Origin of the sequence: Aeromicrobium sp. (assembly GCF_037719875.1) — a bacterium.
Taxonomy (GTDB): domain Bacteria; phylum Actinomycetota; class Actinomycetes; order Propionibacteriales; family Nocardioidaceae; genus Aeromicrobium.
Map to the genome: position 1 here is coordinate 26,753 of NZ_JBBJMJ010000007.1, position 25,500 is coordinate 52,252.

General features: G+C 66.8%; 27 protein-coding genes. 16 read left to right on the plus strand and 11 right to left on the minus strand.

The features are described from left to right. The first annotated feature begins 14 nt into the window (after positions 1 to 14). The 8 genes from WKF39_RS08705 to WKF39_RS08740 all read left to right on the plus strand — a co-directional run bounded on the left by WKF39_RS08705 (position 15) and on the right by WKF39_RS08740 (position 8,888). Complete coding sequence (locus WKF39_RS08705) at positions 15 to 2,216, plus strand: 3-hydroxyacyl-CoA dehydrogenase NAD-binding domain-containing protein (RefSeq protein ID WP_340387410.1); 2,202 nt, start codon at positions 15 to 17, stop codon at positions 2,214 to 2,216. Between the two features lie 208 nt (positions 2,217 to 2,424). Then, entirely contained in the window at positions 2,425 to 3,414 is a 990-nt protein-coding gene (locus tag WKF39_RS08710) for an ATP-binding cassette domain-containing protein (protein ID WP_340387412.1), read from the plus strand. Further along, positions 3,411 to 4,244, plus strand: a complete 834-nt coding sequence (locus WKF39_RS08715) for an ABC transporter permease (RefSeq protein ID WP_340387414.1) — start codon at positions 3,411 to 3,413, stop codon at positions 4,242 to 4,244. Before WKF39_RS08710 ends, WKF39_RS08715 begins: the two co-directional genes overlap by 4 nt. Positions 4,245 to 4,311: 67 nt before the next feature. Beyond that, positions 4,312 to 5,310, plus strand: coding sequence for an ABC transporter substrate-binding protein (locus WKF39_RS08720; protein ID WP_340387415.1), 999 nt, complete (start codon positions 4,312 to 4,314; stop codon positions 5,308 to 5,310). Further along, positions 5,307 to 6,359, plus strand: coding sequence for an iron chelate uptake ABC transporter family permease subunit (locus tag WKF39_RS08725; RefSeq protein ID WP_340387417.1), 1,053 nt, complete (start codon positions 5,307 to 5,309; stop codon positions 6,357 to 6,359). Before WKF39_RS08720 ends, WKF39_RS08725 begins: the two co-directional genes overlap by 4 nt. A 50-nt stretch (positions 6,360 to 6,409) precedes the next feature. Next, positions 6,410 to 7,390, plus strand: a complete 981-nt coding sequence (locus WKF39_RS08730; RefSeq protein ID WP_340387419.1) for an iron chelate uptake ABC transporter family permease subunit — start codon at positions 6,410 to 6,412, stop codon at positions 7,388 to 7,390. After that, positions 7,387 to 8,205 (plus strand): ABC transporter ATP-binding protein, encoded by an 819-nt coding sequence (locus WKF39_RS08735; protein WP_340387421.1) that lies wholly within the window; start codon positions 7,387 to 7,389, stop codon positions 8,203 to 8,205. Before WKF39_RS08730 ends, WKF39_RS08735 begins: the two co-directional genes overlap by 4 nt. A gap of 47 nt (positions 8,206 to 8,252) precedes the next feature. Continuing rightward, positions 8,253 to 8,888, plus strand: a complete 636-nt coding sequence (locus tag WKF39_RS08740) for an LON peptidase substrate-binding domain-containing protein (protein ID WP_340387422.1) — start codon at positions 8,253 to 8,255, stop codon at positions 8,886 to 8,888. A 3-nt stretch (positions 8,889 to 8,891) separates the two neighbouring features. Here WKF39_RS08740 and WKF39_RS08745 read toward each other — a convergent pair whose 3' ends face one another. Beyond that, complete coding sequence (locus WKF39_RS08745) at positions 8,892 to 10,214, minus strand: cytochrome P450 (RefSeq protein ID WP_340387424.1); 1,323 nt, start codon at positions 10,212 to 10,214, stop codon at positions 8,892 to 8,894. Positions 10,215 to 10,259: 45 nt separating this feature from the next. Between WKF39_RS08745 and WKF39_RS08750 the strand changes: the two genes are divergently transcribed. Further along, a complete protein-coding gene (locus tag WKF39_RS08750; protein WP_340387426.1) occupies positions 10,260 to 10,877 on the plus strand; it encodes a TetR/AcrR family transcriptional regulator in 618 nt (205 codons plus the stop codon). A gap of 2 nt (positions 10,878 to 10,879) precedes the next feature. Here WKF39_RS08750 and WKF39_RS08755 read toward each other — a convergent pair whose 3' ends face one another. From WKF39_RS08755 to WKF39_RS08770, 4 genes are read right to left on the minus strand one after another with little or no spacing between them, the layout of a single operon-like run. Then, entirely contained in the window at positions 10,880 to 12,367 is a 1,488-nt protein-coding gene (locus tag WKF39_RS08755) for an amino acid permease (RefSeq protein ID WP_340387428.1), read from the minus strand. 44 nt (positions 12,368 to 12,411) lie between these two features. Then, positions 12,412 to 13,242 (minus strand): DUF1206 domain-containing protein, encoded by an 831-nt coding sequence (locus tag WKF39_RS08760; protein ID WP_340387429.1) that lies wholly within the window; start codon positions 13,240 to 13,242, stop codon positions 12,412 to 12,414. Between the two features lie 30 nt (positions 13,243 to 13,272). Next, positions 13,273 to 14,778: an SDR family oxidoreductase gene (locus tag WKF39_RS08765; protein ID WP_340387431.1), complete on the minus strand. Its 1,506-nt coding sequence runs from the start codon at positions 14,776 to 14,778 to the stop codon at positions 13,273 to 13,275. A gap of 43 nt (positions 14,779 to 14,821) precedes the next feature. Continuing rightward, a complete protein-coding gene (locus WKF39_RS08770; protein ID WP_340387433.1) occupies positions 14,822 to 15,142 on the minus strand; it encodes a hypothetical protein in 321 nt (106 codons plus the stop codon). A 174-nt stretch (positions 15,143 to 15,316) separates the two neighbouring features. Between WKF39_RS08770 and WKF39_RS08775 the strand changes: the two genes are divergently transcribed. Further along, on the plus strand, positions 15,317 to 15,745 hold the full coding sequence (locus tag WKF39_RS08775; RefSeq protein WP_340387434.1) for an OsmC family protein: 429 nt from the start codon (positions 15,317 to 15,319) through the stop codon (positions 15,743 to 15,745). Positions 15,746 to 15,773: 28 nt separating this feature from the next. Here WKF39_RS08775 and WKF39_RS08780 read toward each other — a convergent pair whose 3' ends face one another. The 5 genes from WKF39_RS08780 to WKF39_RS08800 all read right to left on the minus strand — a co-directional run bounded on the left by WKF39_RS08780 (position 15,774) and on the right by WKF39_RS08800 (position 19,125). Beyond that, positions 15,774 to 16,235 carry a VOC family protein gene (locus tag WKF39_RS08780; RefSeq protein WP_340387436.1) on the minus strand — a complete coding sequence of 154 codons (462 nt, stop codon included), beginning with the start codon at positions 16,233 to 16,235 and terminating at the stop codon, positions 15,774 to 15,776. Further along, a complete protein-coding gene (locus WKF39_RS08785) occupies positions 16,232 to 16,726 on the minus strand; it encodes an SRPBCC domain-containing protein (protein ID WP_340387438.1) in 495 nt (164 codons plus the stop codon). The genes WKF39_RS08780 and WKF39_RS08785 overlap by 4 nt, the downstream gene beginning before the upstream one ends. After that, positions 16,719 to 17,093 (minus strand): metalloregulator ArsR/SmtB family transcription factor, encoded by a 375-nt coding sequence (locus tag WKF39_RS08790; RefSeq protein WP_340387440.1) that lies wholly within the window; start codon positions 17,091 to 17,093, stop codon positions 16,719 to 16,721. Before WKF39_RS08790 ends, WKF39_RS08785 begins: the two co-directional genes overlap by 8 nt. 67 nt (positions 17,094 to 17,160) lie before the next feature. Next, a complete protein-coding gene (locus WKF39_RS08795; RefSeq protein WP_340387442.1) occupies positions 17,161 to 18,018 on the minus strand; it encodes an NAD(P)-dependent oxidoreductase in 858 nt (285 codons plus the stop codon). A gap of 9 nt (positions 18,019 to 18,027) precedes the next feature. Continuing rightward, the gene (locus WKF39_RS08800) at positions 18,028 to 19,125 is read right to left on the minus strand and encodes an FAD-dependent oxidoreductase (protein ID WP_340387633.1); all 1,098 of its coding nucleotides are present in this window, start codon (positions 19,123 to 19,125) and stop codon (positions 18,028 to 18,030) included. Positions 19,126 to 19,252: 127 nt separating this feature from the next. Here WKF39_RS08800 and WKF39_RS08805 point away from each other — a divergent pair, with 127 nt between their 5' ends. From WKF39_RS08805 to WKF39_RS08820, 4 genes are all read left to right on the plus strand, one after another. Beyond that, entirely contained in the window at positions 19,253 to 20,269 is a 1,017-nt protein-coding gene (locus WKF39_RS08805) for an MBL fold metallo-hydrolase (RefSeq protein WP_340387444.1), read from the plus strand. Then, a complete protein-coding gene (locus WKF39_RS08810; RefSeq protein WP_340387446.1) occupies positions 20,269 to 20,688 on the plus strand; it encodes a hypothetical protein in 420 nt (139 codons plus the stop codon). Before WKF39_RS08805 ends, WKF39_RS08810 begins: the two co-directional genes overlap by 1 nt. A gap of 85 nt (positions 20,689 to 20,773) precedes the next feature. Next, positions 20,774 to 21,529: an enoyl-CoA hydratase-related protein gene (locus WKF39_RS08815; RefSeq protein ID WP_340387448.1), complete on the plus strand. Its 756-nt coding sequence runs from the start codon at positions 20,774 to 20,776 to the stop codon at positions 21,527 to 21,529. Between the two features lie 8 nt (positions 21,530 to 21,537). After that, positions 21,538 to 22,218, plus strand: a complete 681-nt coding sequence (locus tag WKF39_RS08820) for a nitroreductase (protein ID WP_340387450.1) — start codon at positions 21,538 to 21,540, stop codon at positions 22,216 to 22,218. A gap of 18 nt (positions 22,219 to 22,236) precedes the next feature. Here the strand turns inward: WKF39_RS08820 and WKF39_RS08825 are convergent, their stop codons facing one another. Next, positions 22,237 to 23,655 (minus strand): hypothetical protein, encoded by a 1,419-nt coding sequence (locus WKF39_RS08825; RefSeq protein ID WP_340387452.1) that lies wholly within the window; start codon positions 23,653 to 23,655, stop codon positions 22,237 to 22,239. Positions 23,656 to 23,796: 141 nt separating this feature from the next. Between WKF39_RS08825 and WKF39_RS08830 the strand changes: the two genes are divergently transcribed. Then, positions 23,797 to 24,486, plus strand: coding sequence for a hypothetical protein (locus WKF39_RS08830; protein WP_340387454.1), 690 nt, complete (start codon positions 23,797 to 23,799; stop codon positions 24,484 to 24,486). A gap of 237 nt (positions 24,487 to 24,723) precedes the next feature. Next, entirely contained in the window at positions 24,724 to 25,392 is a 669-nt protein-coding gene (locus tag WKF39_RS08835) for a hypothetical protein (protein WP_340387456.1), read from the plus strand. Positions 25,393 to 25,500 lie beyond the last annotated feature (108 nt).

A 25,500-nucleotide genomic window follows, 5' to 3' on the forward strand; every position in this document is an offset into this window, starting at 1 on the left:
GACTAGGAACTCATATGACCAGCACCACCGAAGCTGTCCGCTACGAAGTCGCCGACGGGATCGTCAACCTGATCCTCGACGACCCCACCCAGAGCGCCAACACGATGAACCAGGCGTACGGCGACTCGATGGCCGGCGCCGTCGACCGTCTCGCCGGTGAGATCGCGGCCGACGCCGGCGCGATCAAGGGCGTCATCGTCTCCTCGGCCAAGAAGACATTCTTCGCCGGCGGAGACCTCAAGCTGATGACGCAGGCCACCCCGGCCGACGCGCCGGACCTGTTCGAGAACGTCGAGCGGATCAAGGCCACGCTGCGCAAGCTCGAGACGATCGGCAAGCCCGTCGTCGCGGCTATCAACGGCGCCGCCCTCGGTGGCGGCCTCGAGATCGCGCTTGCCACCCATCACCGCATCGCGGTCGACGGCGGTTATGAGATCGGGCTCCCCGAGGTCACGCTGGGGCTCCTGCCCGGTGGCGGCGGCGTGACCCGTACGGTCCGCATGTTCGGCATCCAGGACGCTCTGATGAACATCCTGCTGCAGGGCCCGCGCATGAAGCCGGCTCAGGCCAAGGAAAAGGGTCTGGTCGACGACATCGTCGCAAGCCAGGACGATCTCCTGCCTGCCGCCAAGGCGTGGATCGAGGCCAACGCCGACAACGAGGAAGCCGCGACGCAGCCCTGGGACCGCAAGGGCTACCGCATTCCCGGTGGCACGCCGTCGAGCCCCAAGCTCGCGCAGTTCCTCCCCGCGTTCCCGTCCAACCTGCGCAAGCAGATCAAGGGTGCCGGCTATGTCGCTCCGCGCCACATCATGAGCGCAGCCGTCGAGGGTTCGCAGGTCGACTTCGACACGGCGTCGCGCATCGAGTCGCGATACCTCGTCGAGCTCCTGGTGGGCCAGCAGTTCAAGAACATGACGCAGGCGTTCTTCTTCGACCTGGGTGCCATCAACGCCGGCGGCTCTCGCCCCGAGGGCATCGAGCGCAAGAAGTTCACCAAGGTCGCCGTGCTCGGCGCCGGCATGATGGGCGCCGGCATCGCGTATGTCTCGGCAAAGGCAGGCATGGAGGTCGTCCTCAAGGACGTCAGCCTCGAGGCCGCCGAGAAGGGCAAGGCCTACAGCGCCAAGATCCTGGCCAAGCAGCTCGAGAAGGGCCGCATCACCCAGGACAAGGTGGACGCATTCCTCGCCCTGATCACGCCGACCGCCGACTACGCCGATCTCGCAGGCTGCGACCTGGTGGTCGAGGCGGTCTTCGAGTCGGTCGAGCTCAAGCACTCGGTGTTCGCCGAGCTCGAGCCGGTCGTCAACGCGGATGCCTTGCTCGGGTCCAACACCTCGACGCTGCCGATCACCGGCCTCGCAGAGGGTGTCAGTCGCCCCGAGAACTTCATCGGCATCCACTTCTTCTCGCCGGTCGACAAGATGCCGCTGGTCGAGATCATCGCCGGCGCCAAGACCGACGACGAGACGATCGCCCACGCCCTCGACTACGTCCAGGCGATCAAGAAGACCCCGATCGTGGTCAACGACAGCCGTGGCTTCTTCACCAGCCGGGTCATCGGCCAGTTCATCAACGAGGGCCTCGGCATGCTGGCCGAAGGGGTCAACCCGACCTCGATCGACCGCGCCGCCACGCAATCGGGCTACCCGACGGGTCCGCTGCAGCTCAGCGATGAGCTCAACCTCGAGCTCATGAAGAAGATCCGGGTCGCCTCGCAGAGCGCGATCGAGGCCGAGGGAGGCACCTGGGTCAAGACCGCGTCTGAGGACGTCGTCGACACGATGATCGGGCTGGGGCGCTCGAGCAAGCTCGTCGGCAAGGGCTTCTTCGACTACGACGAGGCCGGCAAGCGGGCCGGTCTGTGGCCGGGACTCGCCGAGCAGTTCCCGGTCGCGGCCGAGCAGCCAGACTTCCAGGACCTCAATGACCGGCTCGTGTTCGTCATGTCCCTCGACACGGTGCGCTGCCTCGAGGAGAACGTGCTGCGGACGGTCGCCGACGCCAACATCGGCTCGATCTTCGGCATCGGCTTCCCTCCCCTCCTGGGCGGGGCGCTGCAATACATCAACGGCTACGAGGCGCCCGACGGACGCATCGGCGTCGAGGCGTTCACCGAGCGCGCGCAGGAGCTCGCGGCGACGTATGGCGAGCGGTTCGAGCCGCCGGCACTGCTGCTCGACAAGGCCAAGAACGGTGAGATCTTCGCCTGACGATCCGCCACATCGCCGAACGCCCACAGGTCATGCCTGTGGGCGTTCGGCATTCTTGGGCGCCGCATTGACATCAACCAAGGTTGAGGTTGGAGCATGGGCAACGTTGTTGGGAAACCGGATGATCACAAAAATGTCAGTGGTCTCCTGTATTCCTGTTAGGAACAACGCGATAGTCTCGCACCCTGGCTCTTTTGGAAGGAAGAACATGTCTGCTCCGGCAGTCGAGGCACTGGACCTCGTCAAACGATTTGGAGACAACGCTGCGGTCGACGGCGTCAGCTTCGTAGTACCCGAGGGGACGGTCCTCGGGCTGCTCGGCCCCAACGGCGCGGGCAAGACCACGACGGTCCGTATGCTCACGACCCTGAGCGTGCCCACCAGCGGCACGGGCACGGTGGCAGGTCACGACATCCTGACCGAGCCCGACGCAGTGCGACGAAGCATGGGCCTGACGGGTCAGGCCGCGACGGTCGACGAGCTGCTGACCGCCCGAGAGAACCTCAAGCTGATCGGCCGGCTCTATGGTCTGCCGAAGGCATACATCGCGCAGAGCTCCGAGGAGCTGCTCGAGAGATTTTCGCTGACCGATGCTGCTGACCGGATCGCGAAGACCTACTCCGGTGGCATGCGCCGCCGGCTCGACCTGGCCGTCAGCCTGATCGCCAACCCCCCGGTCTTGTTCCTCGACGAGCCCACCACAGGTCTCGACCCACGTAGTCGCACCGAGCTCTGGGAGGTTCTGCGTGGGCTGGTCCGCGACGGCACGACCCTGCTGCTGACGACCCAATACCTGGAGGAGGCCGATCACCTCGCCGACGACATCGTGGTGATCGACAAGGGCAAGGTCATCGCCGCCGGCACGCCGACCCAGCTGAAGGACCAGGCTGGCGCAGCGAGCGTCGTGGTGACCGTGACCCACGGGAGCGACCTACAGCGCGCCGCGGATCTCTCCAGGACCGTGTCAGGCGAGGTGCACGTCGATGAGACGTCGCGACGCCTCACCGCCAAGGCATCGGGCTTGGAGGACATGACCCGCATGGCCCACGTGTTCGAGGGCAGCGGCATCGCGGTCGACGACCTCGGTCTCAAGCGCCCGAGCCTGGATGATGTGTTCTTGCATCTCACCGGCCACAAGGCCGAAGAGGCCACCGACGATCTCGAGTCACAGTTCGCCGAAGAGGAGGCGCTCTCATGACCACCCTGACCACCCAGACCCGCCCACCGATCGCCCCACCGTCGCTGCTCCGAGCCTCGACCACGGTCGTGTGGCGCAACCTGATCCACATCAAGCGCATGCCCGAGATGCTGATGGACGTGACGGTGCAATCCGTGATGTTCGTGTTGCTCTTCGCGTATGTCTTCGGGGGCTCGATCGACCCGCCGGGCGAGACTTCCTACAAGGAGTTTCTGCTGCCCGGCATCATGGTGCAGACCATGGTCTTCTCCTCGGCCGTCGTGGCCATGGGTTTGACCAACGACTTGCAGAAGGGCATCGTCGACCGGCTCAAGTCGCTGCCGATCTCGCGATCCTCGGTGCTGGTCGGTAGGAGCATCTCCAGTCTCATCCACTCCAGCATCGGCATCGCGGTGATGGGCGTGACGGGCGTGCTGATCGGCTGGCGAATCCGCGACGGTGTGGTCAACGGCGTGCTGGGCTTCGCGCTGCTGCTGCTGTTCGGCTTCTCCATGATCTGGCTCGGGATCTGGGTCGGTTCGCTGATGCGAACCGTCGAGGCGGTGCAGGGATTCATGTTCACCGTGATGTTCCCCCTGACATTTGTCGCCAACACCTTCGCGCCCACCCAGGACATGCCGGGGTGGTTGCGGTTCATCGCCGAGTGGAATCCGGTGTCGTCACTGACCCAGGCCACCCGCGATCTGTGGGGCAATGGTGCGCCGGCAGGATCAGATGCGGCCTGGCCGTTGCAGCACCCCGTGTTGATGTCGGTCGTGTGGTCGATCGTGTTGACCGCGATCTTTGCGCCGCTGGCCCTCAAGGCATTCCGGAATCGGTCCAAGGATTGACCCGCCTGGCAAGGTAAGCCAGTCCTAAGTTAGGGTAACCTGTGTTTCCCTGACGGAAGGCCTGCCCGTGTCGTACGCAACCCGCCTGGTGGGCGGAGCGCTTGCCGCTCTGCTCACCGGTGCCCTCGCTTCATGCGGCTCGACTGCCTCGGACGACGCCGAGAGCAGTGGCGCGTGGTCGTTCACCTCAGGCAGCGGCACGACCGTCGAGCTGGACTCGACGCCCGAGCGCATCATCGCCAGCGGCGCCGAAGCGGCGGCGCTGATCTCGTTCGGGATCAAGCCGGTCGGCATCTATGCGCCCGGACCGGTCAAGGACGATCCCAATCTCAAGGACCTCGACCTGTCCGGCATCACGATCCTCGGCGAGACCTGGGGCGAGATCGACGTCGAGAAGGCCGCGTCGCTCGAGCCGGACCTGATCGTCGCCGACTGGTGGCCAGCAGAGAAGGCATACAGCGGGCTCGAGGAGGGCGCCAAGGCCAGCAGCAAGAAGATCCTCGACCTGGCCCCGATCGTCGGCGTCTCCCAGGGCGATTCGATCGAAGAGCTGGCCAATGGCTATGAGGACCTTGCCGAGTCGCTGGGCGCCGAGGTCGACGCGCCGGAGCTCGCAGGGCACAAGGAGGCATTCGAGAAGGCGCGGGCCGACTTCAAGAAGGCCGTCGAGGCCAAGCCCGACCTCACGGTCCTCGCCGTCTCCCCGGCCGACGACGTCCTCTATGTGGCCAACCCGAAGTACGCCCCGGAGCTGCTGGACTTCCAGCGGTGGGGGCTCGACGTCATCAGCCCGGACAAGCCGGACAAGGGATTTCCGTACTGGGAGAACCTCAGCTGGGAGAACGCTGACAAGTATCAGCCTGACCTGCTGTTCATCGACAACCGCACGTACGACTCGACGCTCAAGCAGGGTGAGAAGCAGCCGACGTGGTCGAACATCAAGGCCGCCAAGGCCAAGGCCTACGCGCAGTGGCCGGCCTATTGGATGCACACCTATGGTGAGTACGCCGAGCAGCTGACCCAGCTGACCGCGGCGATCCAGAAGGCCGACGACACCCGAGCATGACGCTGCTGACCACGCCGACCTCCGACCTTGAGACCGCTCCCCGCCATGGCCCGGGTGCCGGGCTGGCGGCCGGGTTGGTCGTGCTGCTCGGGATCCTTCTGGTCGTGTGCTTCGCCAGCGTCACGCTGGGCTCGCGCGGCGTCGGGGTGTCGACGATATGGAAGGCCTTCACCGACTTCGATCCCGCATCGGCCTCGGAGACGGTGGTCCGCCAGATGCGGGTGCCGCGCACCCTGATTGGCGTCTTCGCGGGTGCGGCACTCGGCCTCAGTGGAGCGATCCTGCAGGGCGTGACCCGTAATCCGCTCGCGGATCCGGGCATCATGGGCATCAATGCGGGCGCGGCAGCCTTCATCGTCTTCGGGATCATGGTGCTCGGCGCGCAGAGCGTCAGCGTCTACATCTGGCTGGCCTTCGCCGGCGCGGGCGCCGCCACCGTCGCTGTCTACGGCATCGCATCATTCGGCCGCGAAGGAGCGACGCCGGTCAAGCTCGCGCTCGCGGGGGCCGCTGTCACGGCTGTGTTGATGTCCGTGGCCTCGGCGATCGTCATGACGAACGTCGATGCACTCAACGAGCTGCGCTTCTGGCAGGTCGGCTCGCTCGCCGGTCGCTATCTGCCGGTGTTCTGGCAGACCGCGCCTTTCATCTTGGTCGGTCTCGTGGTCGCCCTCGGCGCGGGCCGCGCGCTCAACGGGCTCGCCCTGGGCGAGGACCTGGCGGTGGCGCTGGGCCAGAAGGTGCGGCTCACCCGGATCGTCCTGTTCGTCACGGTCGCGGTGCTGTGCGGCGCGGCAACCGCGGCCTGTGGCCCGATTGCGTTCGTCGGGCTCGTCGTACCGCATCTCGCGCGACTCATCTGCGGCCCGGACTACCGCTGGATCCTGCCCTATTCGCTGCTCCTCACCCCGATCGTGCTGCTCACTGCCGACATCCTCGGCCGGGTCGTCGTGTCTCCCGGCGAGCTGCAGGTCGGCGTGGTGCTGGGCGTGCTCGGTGCACCCGCATTCATCGCCCTCGTCCGCTATCGCAACCTGGCCGAGCTGTGAGCAGCGGGGCCGCTCTCAGGACTCGTCGATCGCCGACGCGCCGTACGCGTATGACGGCAGTCACGTCCGGCCTGGCGCTCGTCGCGTGCGCCCTGTTCGTGCTCACGATGATGGTCGGGAGCTATGCCCTCTCGGTGACCGATGTGATCGTGTCGGTGCTGCACGTGCGTGATGAGCCGGCGGTCGACTTCATCGTGCGAGATCTCCGTCTGCCCACCGCGACGGCGGCTCTGGCGGTCGGGTTCGCCCTGGGTGTTTCCGGCCTGATGTTCCAGAAGCTCCTGGGCAATCCGCTCGCCTCCCCGGACTTCGTCGGCATCTCTGCCGGTGCCAGCCTGTTCGCGGTGTCGTCGATCGTGCTGTTCGGAGCGAGCAGCGCCGTCATCTCCGGTTCGGCGCTCGTCGGTGCGTTGCTCAGTGCCGTCCTGATCTACCTGCTGGCCTGGCGTGACGGGATCTCGGGCTATCGCTTCATCCTGATCGGCATCGGGATCTCGCAGTTCATGGTCTCGATCATCGGTTACATCGTGGCCCGTGCTGAGCTCTACGAGGCGCAGCAAGCGATGACGTGGTTGGTGGGCACGGTGGGTCAGGCCGGATCCACCGAGCTGCGGGTCCTGATCCTCGGCCTGCTCATCCTGGTTCCCGCAGCGCTGTTGCTCGAACGGCCGCTGCGGGTCCTGGAGCTCGGTGACGACACCGCGATGGCGTTGGGCGCGCGGGTCGAGACCAGCCGGCTGGCCCTCATCGCGGTCTCGATCGTGCTGATCGGACTCGCCACCGCGGTCGCGGGACCGATCATGTTCGTGGCCCTCATCGCCGGGCCGATCGCACAACGGATCGTGGGCCGGGGTGGGGGCGGGATCGTGGCGGCTGGGTTGGTGGGAGCGATCATCGTTCTGGCCGCTGACCTCGTCGCCCATCACGTCGTGCCGGTCGACCTCCCGACCGGCGTCATCACGGGCATCATCGGTGCCCCATACCTGATCTGGCTCCTCGCCACGGTCAATCGGGAAGGACGGGGCGGATGACCCACGACCTGCGCGCCAAGGACCTCACCCTCGGCTATTCGGATGTCGACATCGTCGACAACCTCGACGTCCAGATCCCCGATGGCCGGATCACGGTGATCGTTGGGGCCAATGCGTGTGGCAAGTCGACGCTGCTGCGGGGGCTCGCCCGGCTCCTGCGGCCCCGCGGGGGGCAGGTGAACCTCGACGGCACCTCGATGCAGGATCTCAAGAGCATCGAGGTCGCCAAGGTGCTTGGTCTTCTGCCGCAGTCACCCGCCGCACCGGATGGCATCACCGTCGCCGACCTGGTCGGTCGTGGCCGCTATCCACATCAGGGGTGGTTCCGCCAGTGGAGCGTCGAGGACGACCGTGCGGTGGTCGGTGCGCTCGAGGCGACCGGCACGGCTGAGCTTGCCGCCCGCAACATCTCCGAGCTCTCCGGCGGGCAGCGCCAACGGGTGTGGGTCGCGATGGCACTCGCGCAGGACACCGATCTCTTGCTGCTCGATGAGCCGACGACATTCCTCGACATCAACCACCAGGTCGAGCTGCTGGACCTGCTGACCGATCTCAATCGCGAGTCGGGCAAGACCATCGTGATCGTGCTCCACGACCTCAACCTTGCGTGTCGCTACGCCGACCACCTCATCGCGATGAAGGGCGGAAAGATCCTCGCAGAGGGCCCTCCGGTCGACGTCATCGATTCCGCAGTCGTGACCGAGGTGTTCGGACTGTCGTGCGAGGTGGTGCCCGATCCGGTCAGCGGGACGCCGATGATCGTCCCGCGGGGCAGACATCACGCTTCGGGCGAACCGATCGCAGCACTGTTGTGATCCACGATTCGAGTTGCTCGTCACTGCTCGCGTGATTGGCTGAATGGATGGACGGTGAGCGCACGGGCGATGTCGTCGAGATGCCGATGTTTCCGCTGGGATCGGTGCTGTTCCCTGCGATGCCGCTGCCGCTGCGAGTGTTCGAGCCGCGTTACCTCACGATGCTCCAGGACCTGCTGCCGTCCAAGCCGATGGAGTTCGGCGTCGTCCTGATCGAGCGTGGGCAGGAGGTGGGTGGCGGAGAGAAGTGTTTCTCAACCGGCACGGTGGCCCGGATCGGAGAGGTCAGGGCCGGAGACGACTTCGTGGGCATCCTGTCCACCGGCACGGATCGCATCGAGGTTGTCGAGTGGCTGGAGGAGTCGCCATATCCTCGAGCCAGGGTTCGCCTCATCCCCGATCTCGAGTGGGACGAGACGTGCGAGGATCGGCGGGTGCAGACCGAGCTCCTGGTGCGCCGGACCCTCGCCCGGGCGAGTGAGTTCGAGGAGCAGCTGTGGCCGCCGACGATCGAGCTGATGGACGATCCAGTTGGCAGCCTGTGGCAGCTTGCCGGGATCGCACCGGTCGGACCACTTGACCAGGTGCGGCTGCTCCGCTCGGGGTCGGCCAGAGAGATCCTCGACGCGACCTTCGTGGCCGTGACCGACGCTGCCGAGGCGCTGGACGCTCGATCGACCTGATCGTCAGAGGCGGGTGAGGTGGACGGGCTGCCCGTCCTTGGGGAACGGCAGCGAGTGGTAGTTCATCGGCGCGCGGTAGGCCGGGTCCACCGTCCAGGAATAGCGCCGCAGGAGGTGCACGAGGATCGTCTTGACCTCGGCACCGGCGAAGAACATGCCGAGGCACTTGTGCACGCCGCCGCCGAACGGCTCCCAGGCGTAGCGGTGGATCTTGTCCTCGCGCCGATCGTCAGCGAACCGCTCGGGGTCGAACTGCTCAGGATCGGGCCACAGCTCGTCGAGGTGGTGTGAGAGGTGCATCATGACCGCGACGAGGCGGTCGGCAGGGATGGTGTGGCCCAGGACCTCGGTCTCCTTGACGGTCTTGCGGGCCAGGACCGGAACCGGCGGGACCAGCCGTAGGCTCTCCTTCATCACGAGATCGATCGCCTCGAGTCCGTCGAGCTCGGCCATCGTGGGGTGCTCGGGCAGCGCCAGCGCCTCCTCGCGGCAGCGCCGCTGCCACTCGGGGTGCTGTCCGAGGTGCTGCATCATGGTCGACACCGTGATGGTCGACGTGTCGTGCGCGGCCATGAGAAGGAAGATCATGTGGTTGACGATGTCCTCGTCGGAGAACCGCTCGCCATCATCGGTCGTGATCTGGCACAGCACAGAGAAGAGGTCCGTGCCTGGATTCGCTCGTTTGGCGGCGAGGTGGCGGCCCAGGAACTCCTCGAGCAGCGCGCGGCCTCGGATCGCCCTCCTCCAGCGGGTCCCGGGGAGGTTGAGCCGGACGAGCGCCGTCGCTGACTGCACGCAGTCGATGAAGGCCTGGTTGACCCGGGCCATCTCCTCGGTCGAGGCGAGGTCGACACCACCCATGAACACCGTCGTCGCCAGGTCGAGCGTGAGCCCTTTGAGCGCCGGGTACGCACGAAAGTGCTCGGCCGAATCCCACCGCTCGAGCCCGGCGATGACGGCGGGCTGCAACGCCTCGGTGTAGCCCTGGAGCCTCTCGCGAGTGAAGGCCGACTGCATGATCCGCCGATGGCGGTGGTGCTCCTCGAAGTCCAGCAGCATCAGGCCGCGGTCGAAGAATGGACCGACCAGATATCCCCAGCCGTCACCGCTCGCGAACGCCTTGTCGGCGTTGCGCAGCGCCGCCTCGCACGCGTCGGGTCCCAGCAGGACCGTCCATCTCTTGCCGATGAAGTTGATGTCCGAGACCGGACCGCTGCGGTCGTAGTGGCTCTGCATCATCGCCAGCGGGTCACGGATGTAGGCGAGCGTGTGACCCACGTAGGGCAACCCTCGTCGCCGCGGCGAGGCCTTCGTCCCAATCGTCATGCCCGCCATCTTGATTCAGACAGGGCGCTCTGTCAACATGAGGTCATGGCGGTCAAGGCGGGGACATATCGCGGGATGAGCGCCGAGCAGCGTCGGACGGAGCGACGCTCGCGACTCCTCGATGCGACGCTCGAGGTGTGGGGTCGCGAGGGTGGGCCCCCGGTCACGATGACACGCATCTGCGTGGAGGCGGGTCTGACCGAACGCTACTTCTACGAGAGCTTCGACGGTCTCGATGCGGCCCTGATCGCGGTGATGGACGGTATCGCCGATGAGATCGAGGAGCGTACGGTGACGGTCCTCGACCGCGCAGCCGGCGGCCCGGCCGAGCGGGTCAGGGCAGGCATCGGCGAGTTCATCCGCATCCTGACCGAAGATCCGCGCAAGGGGCGGGTCACGATCGTGGAGTCAATGGCGGTGGAAGCCCTGCGGGTGCGTCGGGCGGAGCTGCTGCGCAGGTTCGCCGACCTCGCGGCGCACGAGGCTCGCGAGCTCTACGGGCTCGAGGCCTGGAGCGAGCCCGAGGGCCAGATGGTCGCGACGATGTTCATCGGTGGGGTGGCCGAGCTGGTCACTGGGTGGATCGAGGGCACCGTTGAAGCGAACCCTGAACAGATCGCTGATGCTGCGGCGCACCACTTCGTCGCGACCGCGCACCGCTGAGGTCATTCGACGGTGGGCGCGTCACGGTCGACCTTGGCCTGCCGCAGCCCCTTCCCGAGACGGGAGCTCCGATAGCCGTAGGCGAAGTAGAGGACGAATCCGATCAACAGCCAGATCAGGAACCGGATCCACGTCTCGACCGAGAGGTTGACCATGAGCCACAGGCACGCCGCGATCGACAGGATCGGCACCAGCGGGACGCCGGGCACACGGAACGGCCGGTGCAGGTCACCGCGCGTGCGGCGCAGGATGATGACGCCGGCCGACACGACCACGAAGGCGAACAGAGTGCCGATGCTGACGAGCTTGGACAGCTCCGACAGCGGGACGAATCCAGCGAGCACCGCCACGAAGCCGCCAGTGATGATCGTGATGCGATAGGGCGTGCCGTACTTCGGGTGGACCTTGGCCAGGGCGACCGGGAGCAGTCCGTCGCGGGACATCGCGAACAGCACGCGCGCCTGCCCGAGCATCAGGACGAGCACCACCGTCGTGAGGCCGGCCACCGCGCCGACCGAGATGAACTTGCTGGCCCAGTCGAGATCATTAGCCTTGAAGGCTTCGGCGAGGGGCGCGGCGGTGTTCATGCGCTCGTCGCTGTACTTGAGCATTCCGGTGACGACGAATGCCACGGCGGCATAGAGCACCGTGACGATCGCCAGCGAGCCGAGTATGCCGCGGGCCATGTCGCGCTGCGGGTTCTTGGTCTCCTCGGCCGAGGTGGCGACGATGTCGAAGCCGATGAACGCGAAGAAGACGACCGAGGCCGCAGCGATGATGCCGTAGACGCCGAAGACGGTCGGCTCGACACCGAAGATCGACTGGAGGAGCGTCGAGTCCAGCCCCGAGGTCCCCTCGGTGGGCTTCGACTCCGGGACGAACGGCGAGTAGTTGGCAGCCTTGATGAAGAACAGGCCGGCCACGATCACGAAGGTGACGACAACGACCTTGACGACGACGAGGACGCTCGTGACACGGCCGGAGAGCTTGGTGCCCAGCACGCCGAGAGCGGTGAGTGCCAGGACGATCGCGATCGCGCCGAAGTCAGGGATGGCCTCGTCACCCGCGAGCCAGGTGGGCAGCTCGAGCAGCGACTGGAGGTATGCCGACCAGCCGCGCGCCACGACGGCCGCGCCGAGTGCCAGCTCGAGCACGAGGTCCCAGCCGATGATCCACGCGATGAGCTCACCGAGCGTGGCATACGAGAATGTGTAGGCGCTGCCGGCGACCGGGACCGTCGAGGCGAACTCGGCATAGCAGAGCGCCGCGAGCCCGCACGTGACGCCGGCCAGCAGGAACGAGATCACGATCGCCGGCCCGGCGTTGCTGAACGCCTGCTCCCCGGTGAGGACGAAGATGCCGGTGCCGACCATGACGCCGACGCCGAAGACCGTCAGATCCCATGCCGACAATTCCTTTTTGAGCCGGTGCTCCGGCTCGTCGGTCTCCGCGATCGAACGCTCGACGGACTTGATGCGAAAAAGGTCCATGGTCCGATCCTGTCGTTGGTGGCAGGCGGACGCAAACTATTGCCTCAGCGTGTTCGGACGTAGCGCGCCCAAGCGAAGCAGAACAGGCCGTATGCCGCGAGGCCCAGCGCCACGAGTGTCAGCAGGTAGGGACCGAAGGCCTGGTCACGCACGGTCTTCAGGGCATCGTCCAGACCGCCGGCCTTCTCGGAGTCGTAGGAGATGGCGGCCCAGCCGAACAGCACGCCGATCACTGCGATCGCGATGCCCTTGCCGACATAGCCGACCCGGCCCACCATGATCACGCCCGAGCCCGACGTCCCGCTGGTGGCCGGACCCTCGAGATCGTGGGTGAACTTGTCAGTCACGCCGCGGTGCACGTGCCGCGCCGCGATGACCAGGATCGCGATGCCGACGGCGGCGACGAGGATGCGGCCGGCCGGCGCGGAGAGCAGGTCCGACGTGAGACCTTCCTCCTTCGAGTCCCCACTGGATCCACCCGAGCCGGCGGCGGTGCGGGCCGCCGAGAACGCCAGCAGGGCATAGACGATCGCACGACCCACCGCGGACAGGCGCTTGAGGAGCCGCTTCTTGTCATCGGACTCGGACTGGTAGCCCCAGATCGCGGTCATGACCTGCCACGCCGCGAGGGCGACGAGCCCCGCCGCGGCGATCCACAGGAGGGCCTTGCCGAACGGCTGCTCCGCGATCTTCTGCAGGGCGCCACCGCTGCTGGCATCGCCACCGCCGCTCCACGCGATCTGCAGTGCGATCCACGCGATGATCAGGTGGACGATGCCGTATGCCACCAGCCCGACTCGAGCCGCAGCCCGCATCGTCGTGCTGTGTCTGGCCTCCTGGCCTGCTCGGTTGCCCTGCTCTGCCACGTCTCCCATGATGTGCTCCCTCTTCCACGCCCGATCCTGTCAGCGTCGGGGCGGGGCCGCATGTCGAGGGCTCTGCTCCTCCAAAGCCTCCGCGGCCTTGGCGATGTTCTTCTGCATCGAACCGAAGATGATGCCGTGGTACGGATAGATCGACCACCAGTAGAGGTGGCCGAACAGGCCCTTGGGGTGGAACAGCGCCCGGTGGTGGAAGGTCGTCGTGCCGCCCTCGGTCGAGCCGACCTGCAGCTCGAGCCAAGCCAGGCCGGGCAGCTTCATCTCGGCACGGAGGCGCAAGAACGTACGGTCGTCGGTTTCCTCGACCCGCCAGAAGTCCAGAGCGTCACCCACCACGAGATCCTTCTCGTTGCGGCGGCCGCGTCGCAGACCCGGACCGCCGACGATCCGGTCGAGCAGACCGCGGATCCACCAGGCCAGACCCCAGGAATACCACCCGTTCTTGCCGCCGATGCCCTCGATGATGGCCCAGAGGTGCTCCGGAGAGGCGTCGACCTCGCGGGTCCGCTCGTCCTGGTAGAGCGATCCGCCGGCCCAGTCGGGGTCGGTCGGCAGACCCTCGGCAGGAGCCCCCGCAGTGGCGGCGGACGACCAGCTCGTCGGGACGTCGAGCTTTTGGATCTTGGTCAGGGCAAGCTCGACCGAGCGGTCGAAGTCGATGAGTCCCTCGGGCGGGTCGGGGACGTACTCCCGGATGTCGGTCTCGGCTGCGACCACGGTGTTCTTGAGCGACTCGACCAGGGGCCGGGCGAGGCTCGCCGGCACCGGCGTGATGAGGCCGACCCAGTGGCTCGAGAGCCCGGGAGACAACACCGGCACGGGGAGCACGCGGCGCTTCGGCAGCCCCGCGACCGCGGCATAGCGCTGCATCATGTCGAAGTACGTCAGCACGTCCGGCCCGCCGATGTCGAAGCGCCGGTTGACGTCGTCGGGCAGCGAGGCGCAGCCGACGAGGTAGCGCAACACGTCCCGGATCGCGATGGGCTGGATCCGGGTGTGGACCCACTTGGGCGTGACCATGACCGGCAGGCGCTCGGTGAGGTAGCGGAGCATCTCAAATGATGCCGAGCCCGAGCCGATGACGACTCCGGCCTGCAGGACGGCGGTCGGCACGCCGCAACCGAGCAGGATGTCGCCGACCTCCTCGCGTGAGCTGAGGTGCTCGGACAGCTGCTCGCCTTCGGCGACCATCCCGCCGAGATAGACGATGCGCCGCACCCCGGCCCGTTCGGCCTCGGCGGCGAAGGTCTGGGCAATGCCTCGCTCGGTGGCGGCGAAGTCTTTGCCAGAGCCGATGGAGTGCAGCAGGAAGTAGGCGACATCGACGCCCTCGAGCGCTGCGGCGACCTGCTCTGCCTCGGTGGCGTCCGCGACGGCGACGTCGACGTCCGCGGCCCAGGCGTGGGCCCGGGCCTTGCGTTCATCGCGCACCATCACGCGTACGTCATGGCCCGCTTCGAGTAGCTGCGGGACGAGCCGGCCGCCGACATATCCGGTGGCGCCGGTGACAAGACTGCGGGTGGCGGGCATCTGTCCAGTCTTCGTGCAGAGCGGGGATGCTGCACGCCGAGTCCTACGTGAAGAGACGCACTCCCGCGTCCTCGTAGGCGAAGCAGTTGGGGAAGTCGTGCGGTGTCAGTGGGCGCCCGGTGGGTCTCGCCTCGCCGGGGTCTGGGGGCAGTGCCAGGCACGGCCGGTCATACCAGTCGTTGCGGCGGACCAGCCGGTCGTCCACGACGGTGCCGAGATAGTGCCCCTCGAGATCGACGGCATCGTGGTCTCCCCACGGGAACCAACCGATCCAGCTGCCTCGCATGTCGAAGACGTAGGGGTCGGTCCACGTTCGTCGGAACGCGATCGACTCGCCTTGCATGTCGAAGAGGTAGACGCTCATCTCCCAGATGTCCTTCCGATGCCCCTGGTCCGACCGTACGTTCGGGTCCCCGGGATTCCGGGGATTGTGTTGGGAGACACGCGAGAATGACGGTATATGTCTAGTCCTTACCCTTCGGTCGGCGCGGTATGCGGCGAGTCTGGAATTTCGTTCGAACCGCGCTAGCGTCGACCCATGACGACTGACACCGAACGATCCGTGGAGCTCGACCGCACCGGCAAGGCCCGATTCCGGGCGACCAATGTCCGGGGCGGGACCCTGGACTTCGGCGAGGGCGACGACAGCGATTTCACCCCGGTCGAGCTGCTCCTGGTGGCGATCGCCGGGTGTAGCGCAATCGACGTCGATCATCTCGTGGGCAAGCGCGTCGACCCCGATTCATTCGAGGTCTCGGCGCGGGCCGACAAGATCCGCGATGACCTCGGCAACCGGCTGACCGACATACGGGTCTCCTTCGACCTCACGTTCCCCGACGGTCCAGACGGGGACCGTGCGCGCGAGATCCTGCCGAGGGCGGTGACCCAGTCGCACGACCGCCTGTGCACCGTGACGCGCACCGTCATCGTCGGTACGCCGGTGGACTCGGTCATCGCCAGCCGCTGAGCGAGCTGCTCAGCGGCCGGCGTACGACTCAGGACCGGTCGTCGAACGCGTCCTGCAGCCCCTGGATGCTCAACCGCTGCATCGTCATCATCGCCGCCTGAGCACGCCCGGCTGCCTCCCGGTCGGGATCGGCGAACAGGACGAACATGGTCTCGGGGACGATCTGCCAGGACAGCCCGTACGCATCGACGAGCCAGCCACAGCGCCCCTGGGTGCCCCCGCCTGCGATCAGCGCGTCCGAGATCGTGTCGACCTCTTCCTGCGTCACGACGGTCACGGCCAGGGAGAACGCGTCGGTCAGGCGATGATGCGGTCCGCCGTTCATGAGGGTGAGGCGCTGGCCCTGGATCCCGATGGTGCCGACGAACAGCGAGCCGTCGGGGTGGCGGTTCTCCTCGACCAACTCGGTGTCGGGGAACACCCGGAGGTAGCGCTCGATGGCCGCCTCTGCGTCGTCGTCGAACCAGAGGAACGGGGTGACGGTGATCATGACGCCTCCACTGTGCTCGGGGCACGAAACTTCGCCGGCGTGGCGAGCAGGGCGTCGAGCTTGAACAGCGACTGGCTCCATCCGGTCTCGCTCATCTCGCGCATCTGCTCCGGGAACGGTCCCTGTCGCAGCTTGAGCAGCGTGCCGTCGCCGTCAGGCAGGAACTCGAGGGTCAGGGTCATCTTGGTGCCGTCCGCCATGTTCGGGAAGTCCTGCGCGATCTCGTAGCCGACCAGCAGCTGGTTCTCGACGACCTCCACCAAGGTCGAGGTGATCGGCGCCTTCCAGCCCGGGTCGTCGTTGCCGACCATGGTCATGTGCCACGCGCCGCCCGGGCGGGCGTCGATCGTGACGGTGTCACGGGGCACGTGGAACGCCAGCGGGCCGAACCACTGCGCGATCTGGTCGGGGTCGACGAAGGCCTGGTAGACCATCTCGACCGGGGCGTCGAAGTGTCGTTCGAGGACGACTTCGTAGGTGGTGTCAGTCATCGTGCTGCTCCTCTTCCGTGCTGTCGGTTGTCGGTCTGTCCTGCAACGCCTTCATGGCTGCCAGGTGGGTGTCGAGGCGGGCGAATCGGTCATCCCACAGGTGGCTGAGATGCTCCATCCAGGTCGTCGCCTCCTTCAGCGGTGCGGCCTGAAGGGTGTTGGTCCGCCACTGGGCCCGTTTGTCCCGACTGATCAGGCCGGCGGTCTCGAGCACCTTGAGGTGCCGAGATATCGCCGGGAGGCTGATCGGATAGGGATCGGCGAGCTCCGAGACGGTGGCATCGCCCTGGCCGAGCCGGGCGAGGATGTCCCGCCTAGTGGGGTCGGCCAGTGCCGAGAACACCTTGCTGAGCTGATCGGTCGCCATGCGTTTAACGTATGGGTTAATTAACCAGGGTGTCAAGTACGAAGTCGCGGGTCATCCCGCGCAGGAGTCAGTGCAGCCTGAGATCGGGGTTGTGAGCGCCCTTGGGCTCGACCCAGAAGTCGAGCGCAAGGTCGTCCTCGGTGCCGCCGTTGAGATAGATCGAGAAGTCGGTGACCCCAGCGTCCTCGAGCACGTCGTCGTCGATCGTGAACTGGCCGGTGAACTCCCGGCTGGGCTTGGTGAGGATCTCGTAAGCCGCGTCGGCCATGATCGCTGGCTTGCGGGAGTGACTGACGAGGCCGGCGCCCACGACGTTGCGGACCGCGGCGGTGTCGATCGCGGTGCGCGGCCACAAGGCATTGGCAGCAATGCCGAACTCGCGCAGCTCCTCGCTCAGACCGAGGGTCACCAGGCTCATGCCGTACTTCGCGATCGTGTAGGCGGTGTGCTTGGTGAACCACTTGGGGTCGAGGCTCATCGGGGGGGAGAGTGTCAGGATGTGGGCGTTGTCGGACCGCTTGAGCCACTCGATCGAGGACTTGGCGAGCAGGAACGACCCTCGGGTGTTGATGTCGTTCATGAGGTCGTACTTCTTCATCGAGATGTCGGCGGTGTCAGTCAGGTCGATCGCGCTGGCGTTGTTCACGACGATGTCGATGCCCCCGAATGCCTCGGCGGTCTTGGCGACGGCATCGACCACGAAGTCGTCGTCGCGCACATCGCCGACCAGGGGCAGCGCCGTGCCGCCGGCTGCCTCGATCGCGGCGGCGGCGGTGAAGATCGTGCCCGGCAGCTTGGGATGGGGCTCGCTGGTCTTGGCCAGCAGGGCGACGTTGGCGCCGTCCTTGGCAGCGCGGACTGCGATGGCCTCGCCGATCCCACGGGATCCGCCGGACATGATGATGGTCTTTCCTGCAAGCGACATGGTCACACCCTAGACAGTGGGACGGTGAGCCGAGATGGTGAAGCGGGGCTCGGGCCGAGCAGTGCCTGCCACGAGTCCGGCGACCATCCGGCCGACCAAGGGCACGAACTTGAAGCCGTGACCGGAAAATCCGATCGCAACGGTGACCCGACCTGAGCGGTCGATGAGGAAGTCGTCCTCGGCCAGCCCTCCGTAGAGGCAGGTGCCAGCGTCCAGGCTCGCCGGATCGACGCCCGGCAGCCAGTCGGTGGCGTACGCGCGCAGGTCCTCCAGCTCCTGGGCGACCACGGCGAAGTCTCGATCATCGGGATCGACGGGTTTGCCGCCGCCGTGGAATCCGACCTTGACGCCCTCCGGGGAGGGAAGCCCGTACGCCTCGGGGATCGGCCTGCCACTGCCGTCTGCCCGGCGATGTATGAACGTCGGCCATGCCGAGCCGGGTTCGATCGCCACGAAGTGCGCGGGCTGGACCTGCGTCGCCGCTTCGACCGGGAGCGTGGCAAGTAGGGAGGTCCAGACACCGGTGGTCAGGACGACCTGGTCGGCGGTGAACACACGATCGGCGGCCGCGACCGTCACCCCGTCAGGGGTCTCCTCGATCCGGACGACTCGGGTCTGGGTGTGCCACTGCGCCCCATGGGACTCCGCATCCCGTTGAAGGGCAACCATGGTGTTGTCGGGGTGGGTGACGCCGGCATCGGGCTGGAAAAGCACGGCCTCGTCGAACCGCATCCCCGGCCAACGCCTGGCCGCCTCGCCCGGGAGGAGCCATTCGTAGGAGAGCCCGACTTCGTCGAGCGCGGCCGCGAATGGCTCGAGCAGACGTCGTGGCCCGTGGTCGACACCTCCGGTGATGCGCAGGAGCTCGAGGTCGGTGGTCAGCTGGAGCTCGTCCCAGAGGGGCCGGGCCTCCACGGCCAGTCGCACGTAGAACGGGTCGTCATACACGAAGCGCATGATGCGAGAGGTGCCGTGCGAGCTGCCGTGATGGTGCAGTCGGTCGTGCTGCTCGAGCACCGTCACCGCGTGCCCGCTGCGAGCCAGCTCGCGGGCGGCGCTGGAGCCCATGGCCCCGCCGCCGACCACGATCACGCTCGGGAGGTGCATCACATGGTGATGCTAGGTGTGGGGTCGCTTGGTCCCACGCGCCCCCACCTTAACGATAGCGAAACAAGATCGGAGTGGGTCGCCAAGACTCTTTGACACTCGACGCTGACGAGCCAAGAATCTCGGCATGACTTCCTCAGACACGAAAGAAAAGCCGCAGGCCGGACCGGGGATGGGTCGGCGCGCGCTGCTCACGACCGCCGGGGGCGTGGCTCTTGCGGGCATCACCGCCGGAGCGGCCGCTGCCGACCCCTCGTCCGCTGGGAAGCGTTCGCCGGCGAAGCCTGGATCAGCCACGTTCGAGTGGCTCGGCAACGCCGGCTGGCGGGTATCCACACCCACGACGACGATGCTGGTCGACCCCTACCTCAGCCGTTTCGACACGGGTCTGGCAGCAGGGGCGTTCAGGGCCACGACGCCGATCACACTCGACACCACGGCGATCGACGAGGTGCTCGGCGCACCGGGCACTGGGGGCGCATCCGTGGACGCCATCCTGGTCACCCACACCCACTGGGATCACTTCGCCGACGTCCCCCACATCGCCACGACCAGGGGAGCGACGGTCTACACCAGCCTGAGCGGCTACCACCTGGGTCAGGCGATGGGGATTCCTGCCAGCAAGCTCGCGGTCGTCAAGGGGAGCGAGGAGCTCCGCGTGGGAGATGCAGTCGTACGGGTGGTCCCCTCGCTGCACAGTCGCACCGGGGGTGGGGGTTTGCTGTTTCCGGGGCTGCGTACGCAGGTGCCTGAGCCGCCGAAGACGATCGCGGACATGCCCGAGGGTGACACCCTCGGCTTCGTCATACGGCGCTCGGGCGGCGGCGGCGGTGTGCTGCTCCTCGGCGCCAGCGACTACGACGACCAGGCGCTGGACGGCCTCGACGTCGACACGGTGGCGTTGCCGGTGCCGAGCAACGACGTGACTGTCGATTACGTCGGCCGGCTGCTCCGCGCGCTCGAGCTGCCGAGGACTGTGGTGCTCGTGCATTGGGACAACTTTGAGACCGTCCTCCGCAATCCGCCGAGGACCGATGAGGCGACCCGCCGCCGGATGCGTGCGATCACGGCAGAGATCAGGCGTATCTCGCCGCGGACCCGGGTGCTGGAGCCGACCTACCTGACGCCGATGAGGTTGCTCTGATGGCAGGGCGACGCCAGGACCTGCCTGTCGCGCTCTCCCTTCTCAGGTTCTTGCTCACCTTCCTCGTGGCTGCCTGCATCCTCGGCCTCGCCGGTGTGGCTGCGGTGTTCTTCGTGCTCTCGTCGGACCGGGGCGGAGTCTGGGATGCCTTTCTCGCCGATCTCGCCCTGCTCGCGGGCCTTGTCATCCTGGTCGTGATGGTGGTCGCCGGCATGACGCTGCGGTTGATCAGACGCTCCCCGGTGACCGGTGCCAGCTTCGCGGTGGCCTACGGCGTCGGCCTGTGTCTCGTCTCGCTCGTGGTGGCGCTGGCGCTCGGCTCGATCATCGCCGGGGGCTTCCTGCTGGCCGGCCTACCGGTCGCCACGCTTGGCGCGATCGGGCTCGCCCAGCTGACGGGCGCACCCGACCAGACGTGATATCGACTGAGCGCAGCTCGGTCGGGAGCGGGTTGCCGGATTCGTCACTTACCGTCAATACTGACCGTAAGTGAGAGAGGCCTGCATGAGCGATTCCGTGCTCTTCGACACCACTGACGGTGTCCTGACCATCACGTGGAACGAGCCGGACCGGCTCAATGCCCTGACCGCGGAGATGCTCCACGACGCATCGGCAGCCATCGAAGGCGTATCGGAGGACATCCGGCTGATCGTCGTGACCGGTTCGGGGCGTGCGTTCAGCTCCGGCGCGGCGCTCGGGGCCGGCTTCGACGGTTCCGCGACCCTTGATGGCGCCAATCGGCTGGTTCGAGCGATCACGCGTACGCCGATCCCGGTGGTGAGCGCGGTCAACGGCATCGCGGCGGGAGTCGGCTGCTCGATCGCGATCGCTGCCGACATCACGATCGCCAAGAGCTCTGGCTACTTCTTGCTGGCGTTCATCAACATCGGCCTGATGCCTGACGGCGGGTCGACCGAGCTGGTTGCTGCATCGATCGGGCGCGCTCGCGCCAATCGGATGGCGTTGCTGGGCGAGCGGTTGACGGCAGACGACGCTGCGCAGATCGGCTTGATCCACAAGTCTCTCGACGATGCGGCATACGACGCCGAGCTGGCCGTGCTGATCGGGAAGCTCGGCCGCGGGCCCACCGTGGCTCTCGGTCTGACCAAGGCGGCGATCGCCGCAACGACTCTGACGCGTCTGGAGGAGGCGCTCGATCGTGAGCGCGAGGGCCAGATCTCGCTGTTCTCGACTGCCGATGCGGCGGAGGGCGGACGGGCATTCATCGAGAAGCGCGCGGCGGAGTTCACGGGCCGATGAGTGATTCGATGAGCGACTTCGAAGCAGTTGAGCGCGTCCTCACCAACCGGCGCAGCTGTCGCGGATACCTCGACGAGCAGGTCTCGCGGGAGGTCATCGACCAGGTGGTGACGGCGGCCCAGCGCACCGCGTCGTGGTGCAACACGCAGCCGTGGCGGCTCCACATCGTCTCGGGGGACTCGACGCGTGAGCTGTCGAAGGTGCTCGTCGAGAGCGTCATCGCTTCCCTCGGCCAGCCAGCTCCTTCGGACTTCCCGTTTCCGGCCGCCTACACCGGCGTTCACGACGAGCGTCGCAAGGAGGTCGGATGGCAGCTGTATGAGGCCGTCGGCGTCGTCAGGGGCGACCGCGAGGGCTCGGCGATGCAGATGCTCCGCAACTTCGAGTTCTTCGGAGCGCCGCACGTCGCGATCGTCACCACCGATGCCGACCTCGGGGTCTATGGTGCGATCGACTGCGGGCTCTACGTCAACTCGTTCCTGCTCGCGGCTGAAGCCCTGGGGCTCGGGACCTGCGCCCAGGCGGCAATGGGTCAGGTCGCGCCGGCGCTTCGCGAGCACCTGAGCCTGTCGGACGATCGCCTGGTCGTCTGCGGCATCGCATTCGGCTACGCCGATCCCGACCACCCCTCGGCAGACTTCAGGTCAACGCGGGCGGCGATCACAGATGCCGTCACGTACGTCGGCTGAGCCGTGCGTCAGCGGGAGTCAGCCGCGCAGGGCGCCGATCCCCAGCACGGCGGCGAGCCCGAGCGCGCTTCGCGGGTGGTAGGCCGAGGTCCACAGTCCCCCATGGGCGGCATTGATCGCCTCGTCCTGCCATGGCTCGGCCTGGGCGGCGGCGCCGGAGCGCAGGTCGTATGCCAGCAGCGCGGCCATCAAGGTGTTGCTCGTCGCGGGCTCGAAGACCTCGACGCCGAAGCGATGCGCCCCCGCATAGGCGGCGGCGAGGGCCTTGTTCTTGACCACGGATCGGGTGCGGGTGGCCGGTGCAACATTGAGCGAGACGGTCGTGCCCTCGTGGCGAGCCGCGGTGGCACGCCAACGCTGGAGCCGCTTGGCGAGCGCATAGTTCGGCCCCTGCTGCGGCACCAAGGCGTCGCACACGCCGGGATCTGCCCCGGGCGGATAGTTGCGCTGGAGCAGCCGGCCGCCACTGATCATCCGCAGCGGCCCGCGAATCATCCGGGACGACTCGGCATACGCGCGGTTGGCGGCGGCGACTTCCTCAGGCGGCACGGCGAACGTGTCGGTCGGCGTCGCCAGGAATGCGAGGGACGTGTCGGGCCGATGCCGCGTGAGGTGCATCGCGAGGGCGTCAGCGGCCATCGACACGCGTACGTGGGCTGCTCCATCGGCATAGCAGTAGTTGCCCAGGACCAGGCGTCCCTCGATGCCGTCGATCCAGTGCGCGATGGCGGGCAGCTCGGTGATGAGGTCGGCGCCTGAGTCATCGTCGCCGTTCGTGATGATGCGAGCCGGCACGTGCGCTCGTCCCGCAGACTCCTGCGCATGCGAGCGCACCCGCGCCTGCAGGTCAGGCTTGGGCAGGTCGATCGCGACGACCTCGGCACCCCATCGGAGCAACGCCCGGTAGGGCGCCATCTCGGCACCGGCGCCGAGCACGACGACCGTGTCACCCTCGAGGCGCAGCCACTCAGGGTTTTCCTGGACGGTCTGCAGCGCCTCGGAGCACGACTGCGTGATGATGCCTCTGGTGACCCACTCCTCGAGCTGCACCTGCAGCGCACGGTCCCGCAGGATCTCACCCCGATAGGGGACCGAGAGCTCGGTCTCGGCCTCCCCGGTTCCGTCGATCGTGCGGGTGTGGAAAACCTGGGAGAGGGCCGTCCCGTCGATCGCCTCGTCGAGCGGGGCGTCGCCGAAGCGCATCATCTCCTGGGCGCTGCGCAGCCCATCAGCGGCGATCGAGTGCGCCGCCGGCGCCTCGCCGATGCCGGCCTCCAGCGCCCGACGGAAGTGGCTCAGATAGTTGCGGCGCCAGCTCGTCTCGTGCTCGACCCCGCGGGCTCCCACCGGATCGGCCTTGCGCAAGGCATCGGACAAGATCTTGCGCGCGGTGGCTGACGTGCTGTCTGACGAGAATGACACTCCTGCATCGCTCATCACCTCAGACTAGGAGCGATTTTCGGTTACTCACGAGTCAGCCGGCGAGAATCTTTCACTCGATCACGATTGCACCAATCCCTTCGGCAACTGGTGGCGAAGCACTGGTACAAGCCACTTACAGAGGATTGAGAGAACATCATGAGTACTGTCCGCAACCGCAAGTTCCTGGCCGGCATCGCGCTGGCCGCCGTCGCGGCCTTCCCGCTCGCGGCCTGCAGCTCGTCCGACTCGGGCGGATCATCGTCATCGTCCTCGTCGGAGTCCGGCTCCTCGTCGGCGCCGAAGCCTCTCGCTTCGATCGATGCCCTCACCGGCAAGGACACCGCCGTCGCCCTGGACAAGGGCTTCACCGACGCACTGACGTCGCTCAAGCTCACGCCCGGCGTTGTCGGCGGCGCCAAGCTGACCGACGGTTCGCTCGTCTTCCCCATTACGGGCGGCAACGTGACCTACTTCAAGCCGGGCACTGCTTCGCCGTACGTCATCGGCCAGATCCAGCACGAGGGCTCAGGCTTCTCGCTCAAGGCCGGCGACACGCTGGTCGAGATCACGAACCTCAACGTCGATCCGGGCGAGTCCCGCATCTACGGCGATGTGTCGGTCAACGGCAAGGTTGCCGCTCCCAGCGCCTACGTCATGACGCTCAACGGTTCGACGCTCAAGCCGCTCCAGACCGAGGGTGACACCGCGATCCTCGAGGGCACCAAGGTCTTCATCAGCCCGGTTGCTGCCGGCCTGCTGAACGACACGTTCAAGACCGACGCCGTGACCGAGGACCTGCTGGTCGGCATCGCGAAGATCACCGTCAACACCACTTCAGGCGACTGACGGTCATCCCCTGACCTCCCCCCGTGGGTGGGAGCAAAGCAGCAGCCGACGCACCGGGAGCCCGGTGCGTCGGCTGTTGCATGTGCCATGACGTGGGCGCGCTGGATCACCCGGCGCGCCCACGTTGCTGACTGGGGTGGCACGCAAATCCGAATCCGTTCCACCCGGGACCAATCCTCGGGATGCATGGCGGCGAAGCACTTGTACAAGCCACCGACAGAGGATTGAGAGAAGATCATGACCACCTTCAAGAACCGCAAGCTCGTCGCAGGAATCGCGATGGCGGCCGCAGCAGCGGTCCCCGTCACGATCGTCGCCACCACGATGGACTCGGCCACCGCCTCGTCCTCGACTCCGCCGAAGGCGCTGGCCCACATCAGCGCGCTGACCGGTGAGACCACCGCCGTCGCCCTGGACAAGGGCTTCACCGACGCGTTGACCTCACTCAAGCTCAAGCCCGGCGTCGTCGGCACCGCAAAGCTCACCGACGGATCACTGGTCTTCCCGATCTCGGGCGGCAACGTCAGCTACTACAAGCCGGGCTCGATCTCCCCGTACGTCCAGGGTCAGCTCCAGCACGAGGGCTCGGGCTTCTCGCTCGAGGCCGGTGGAACCAAGGTTGAGATCACCAACCTCAACGTCGACCCGGGCGTCTCCCGCGTCTACGGCGACGTGCTCGTCAACGGCAAGGTCGCGGCCACCTCGGCATACGTCCTGACGCTGAACGGCACGACGCTGAAGCCGCTCCAGGCTGAGGGCAACACCGCCATCCTCGAGGGCACCAAGGTCTTCGTCAGCCCCGTTGCTGCCGGCCTGCTGAACGACACCTTCAAGACCGACGCCGTGACCGAGGACCTGCTGGTCGGCGTTGCGAAGATCACCGTCAACACCACTTCAGGCGACTGATCGATCGCGCATCCCCTCCGGGGGGTGCGCGACAGCAACCCAGAGCTGTGGATGCGCCCCAGGGGCGCCATCCACAGCTCTGTTTTTCGTGGTGATCTCGCACCCATC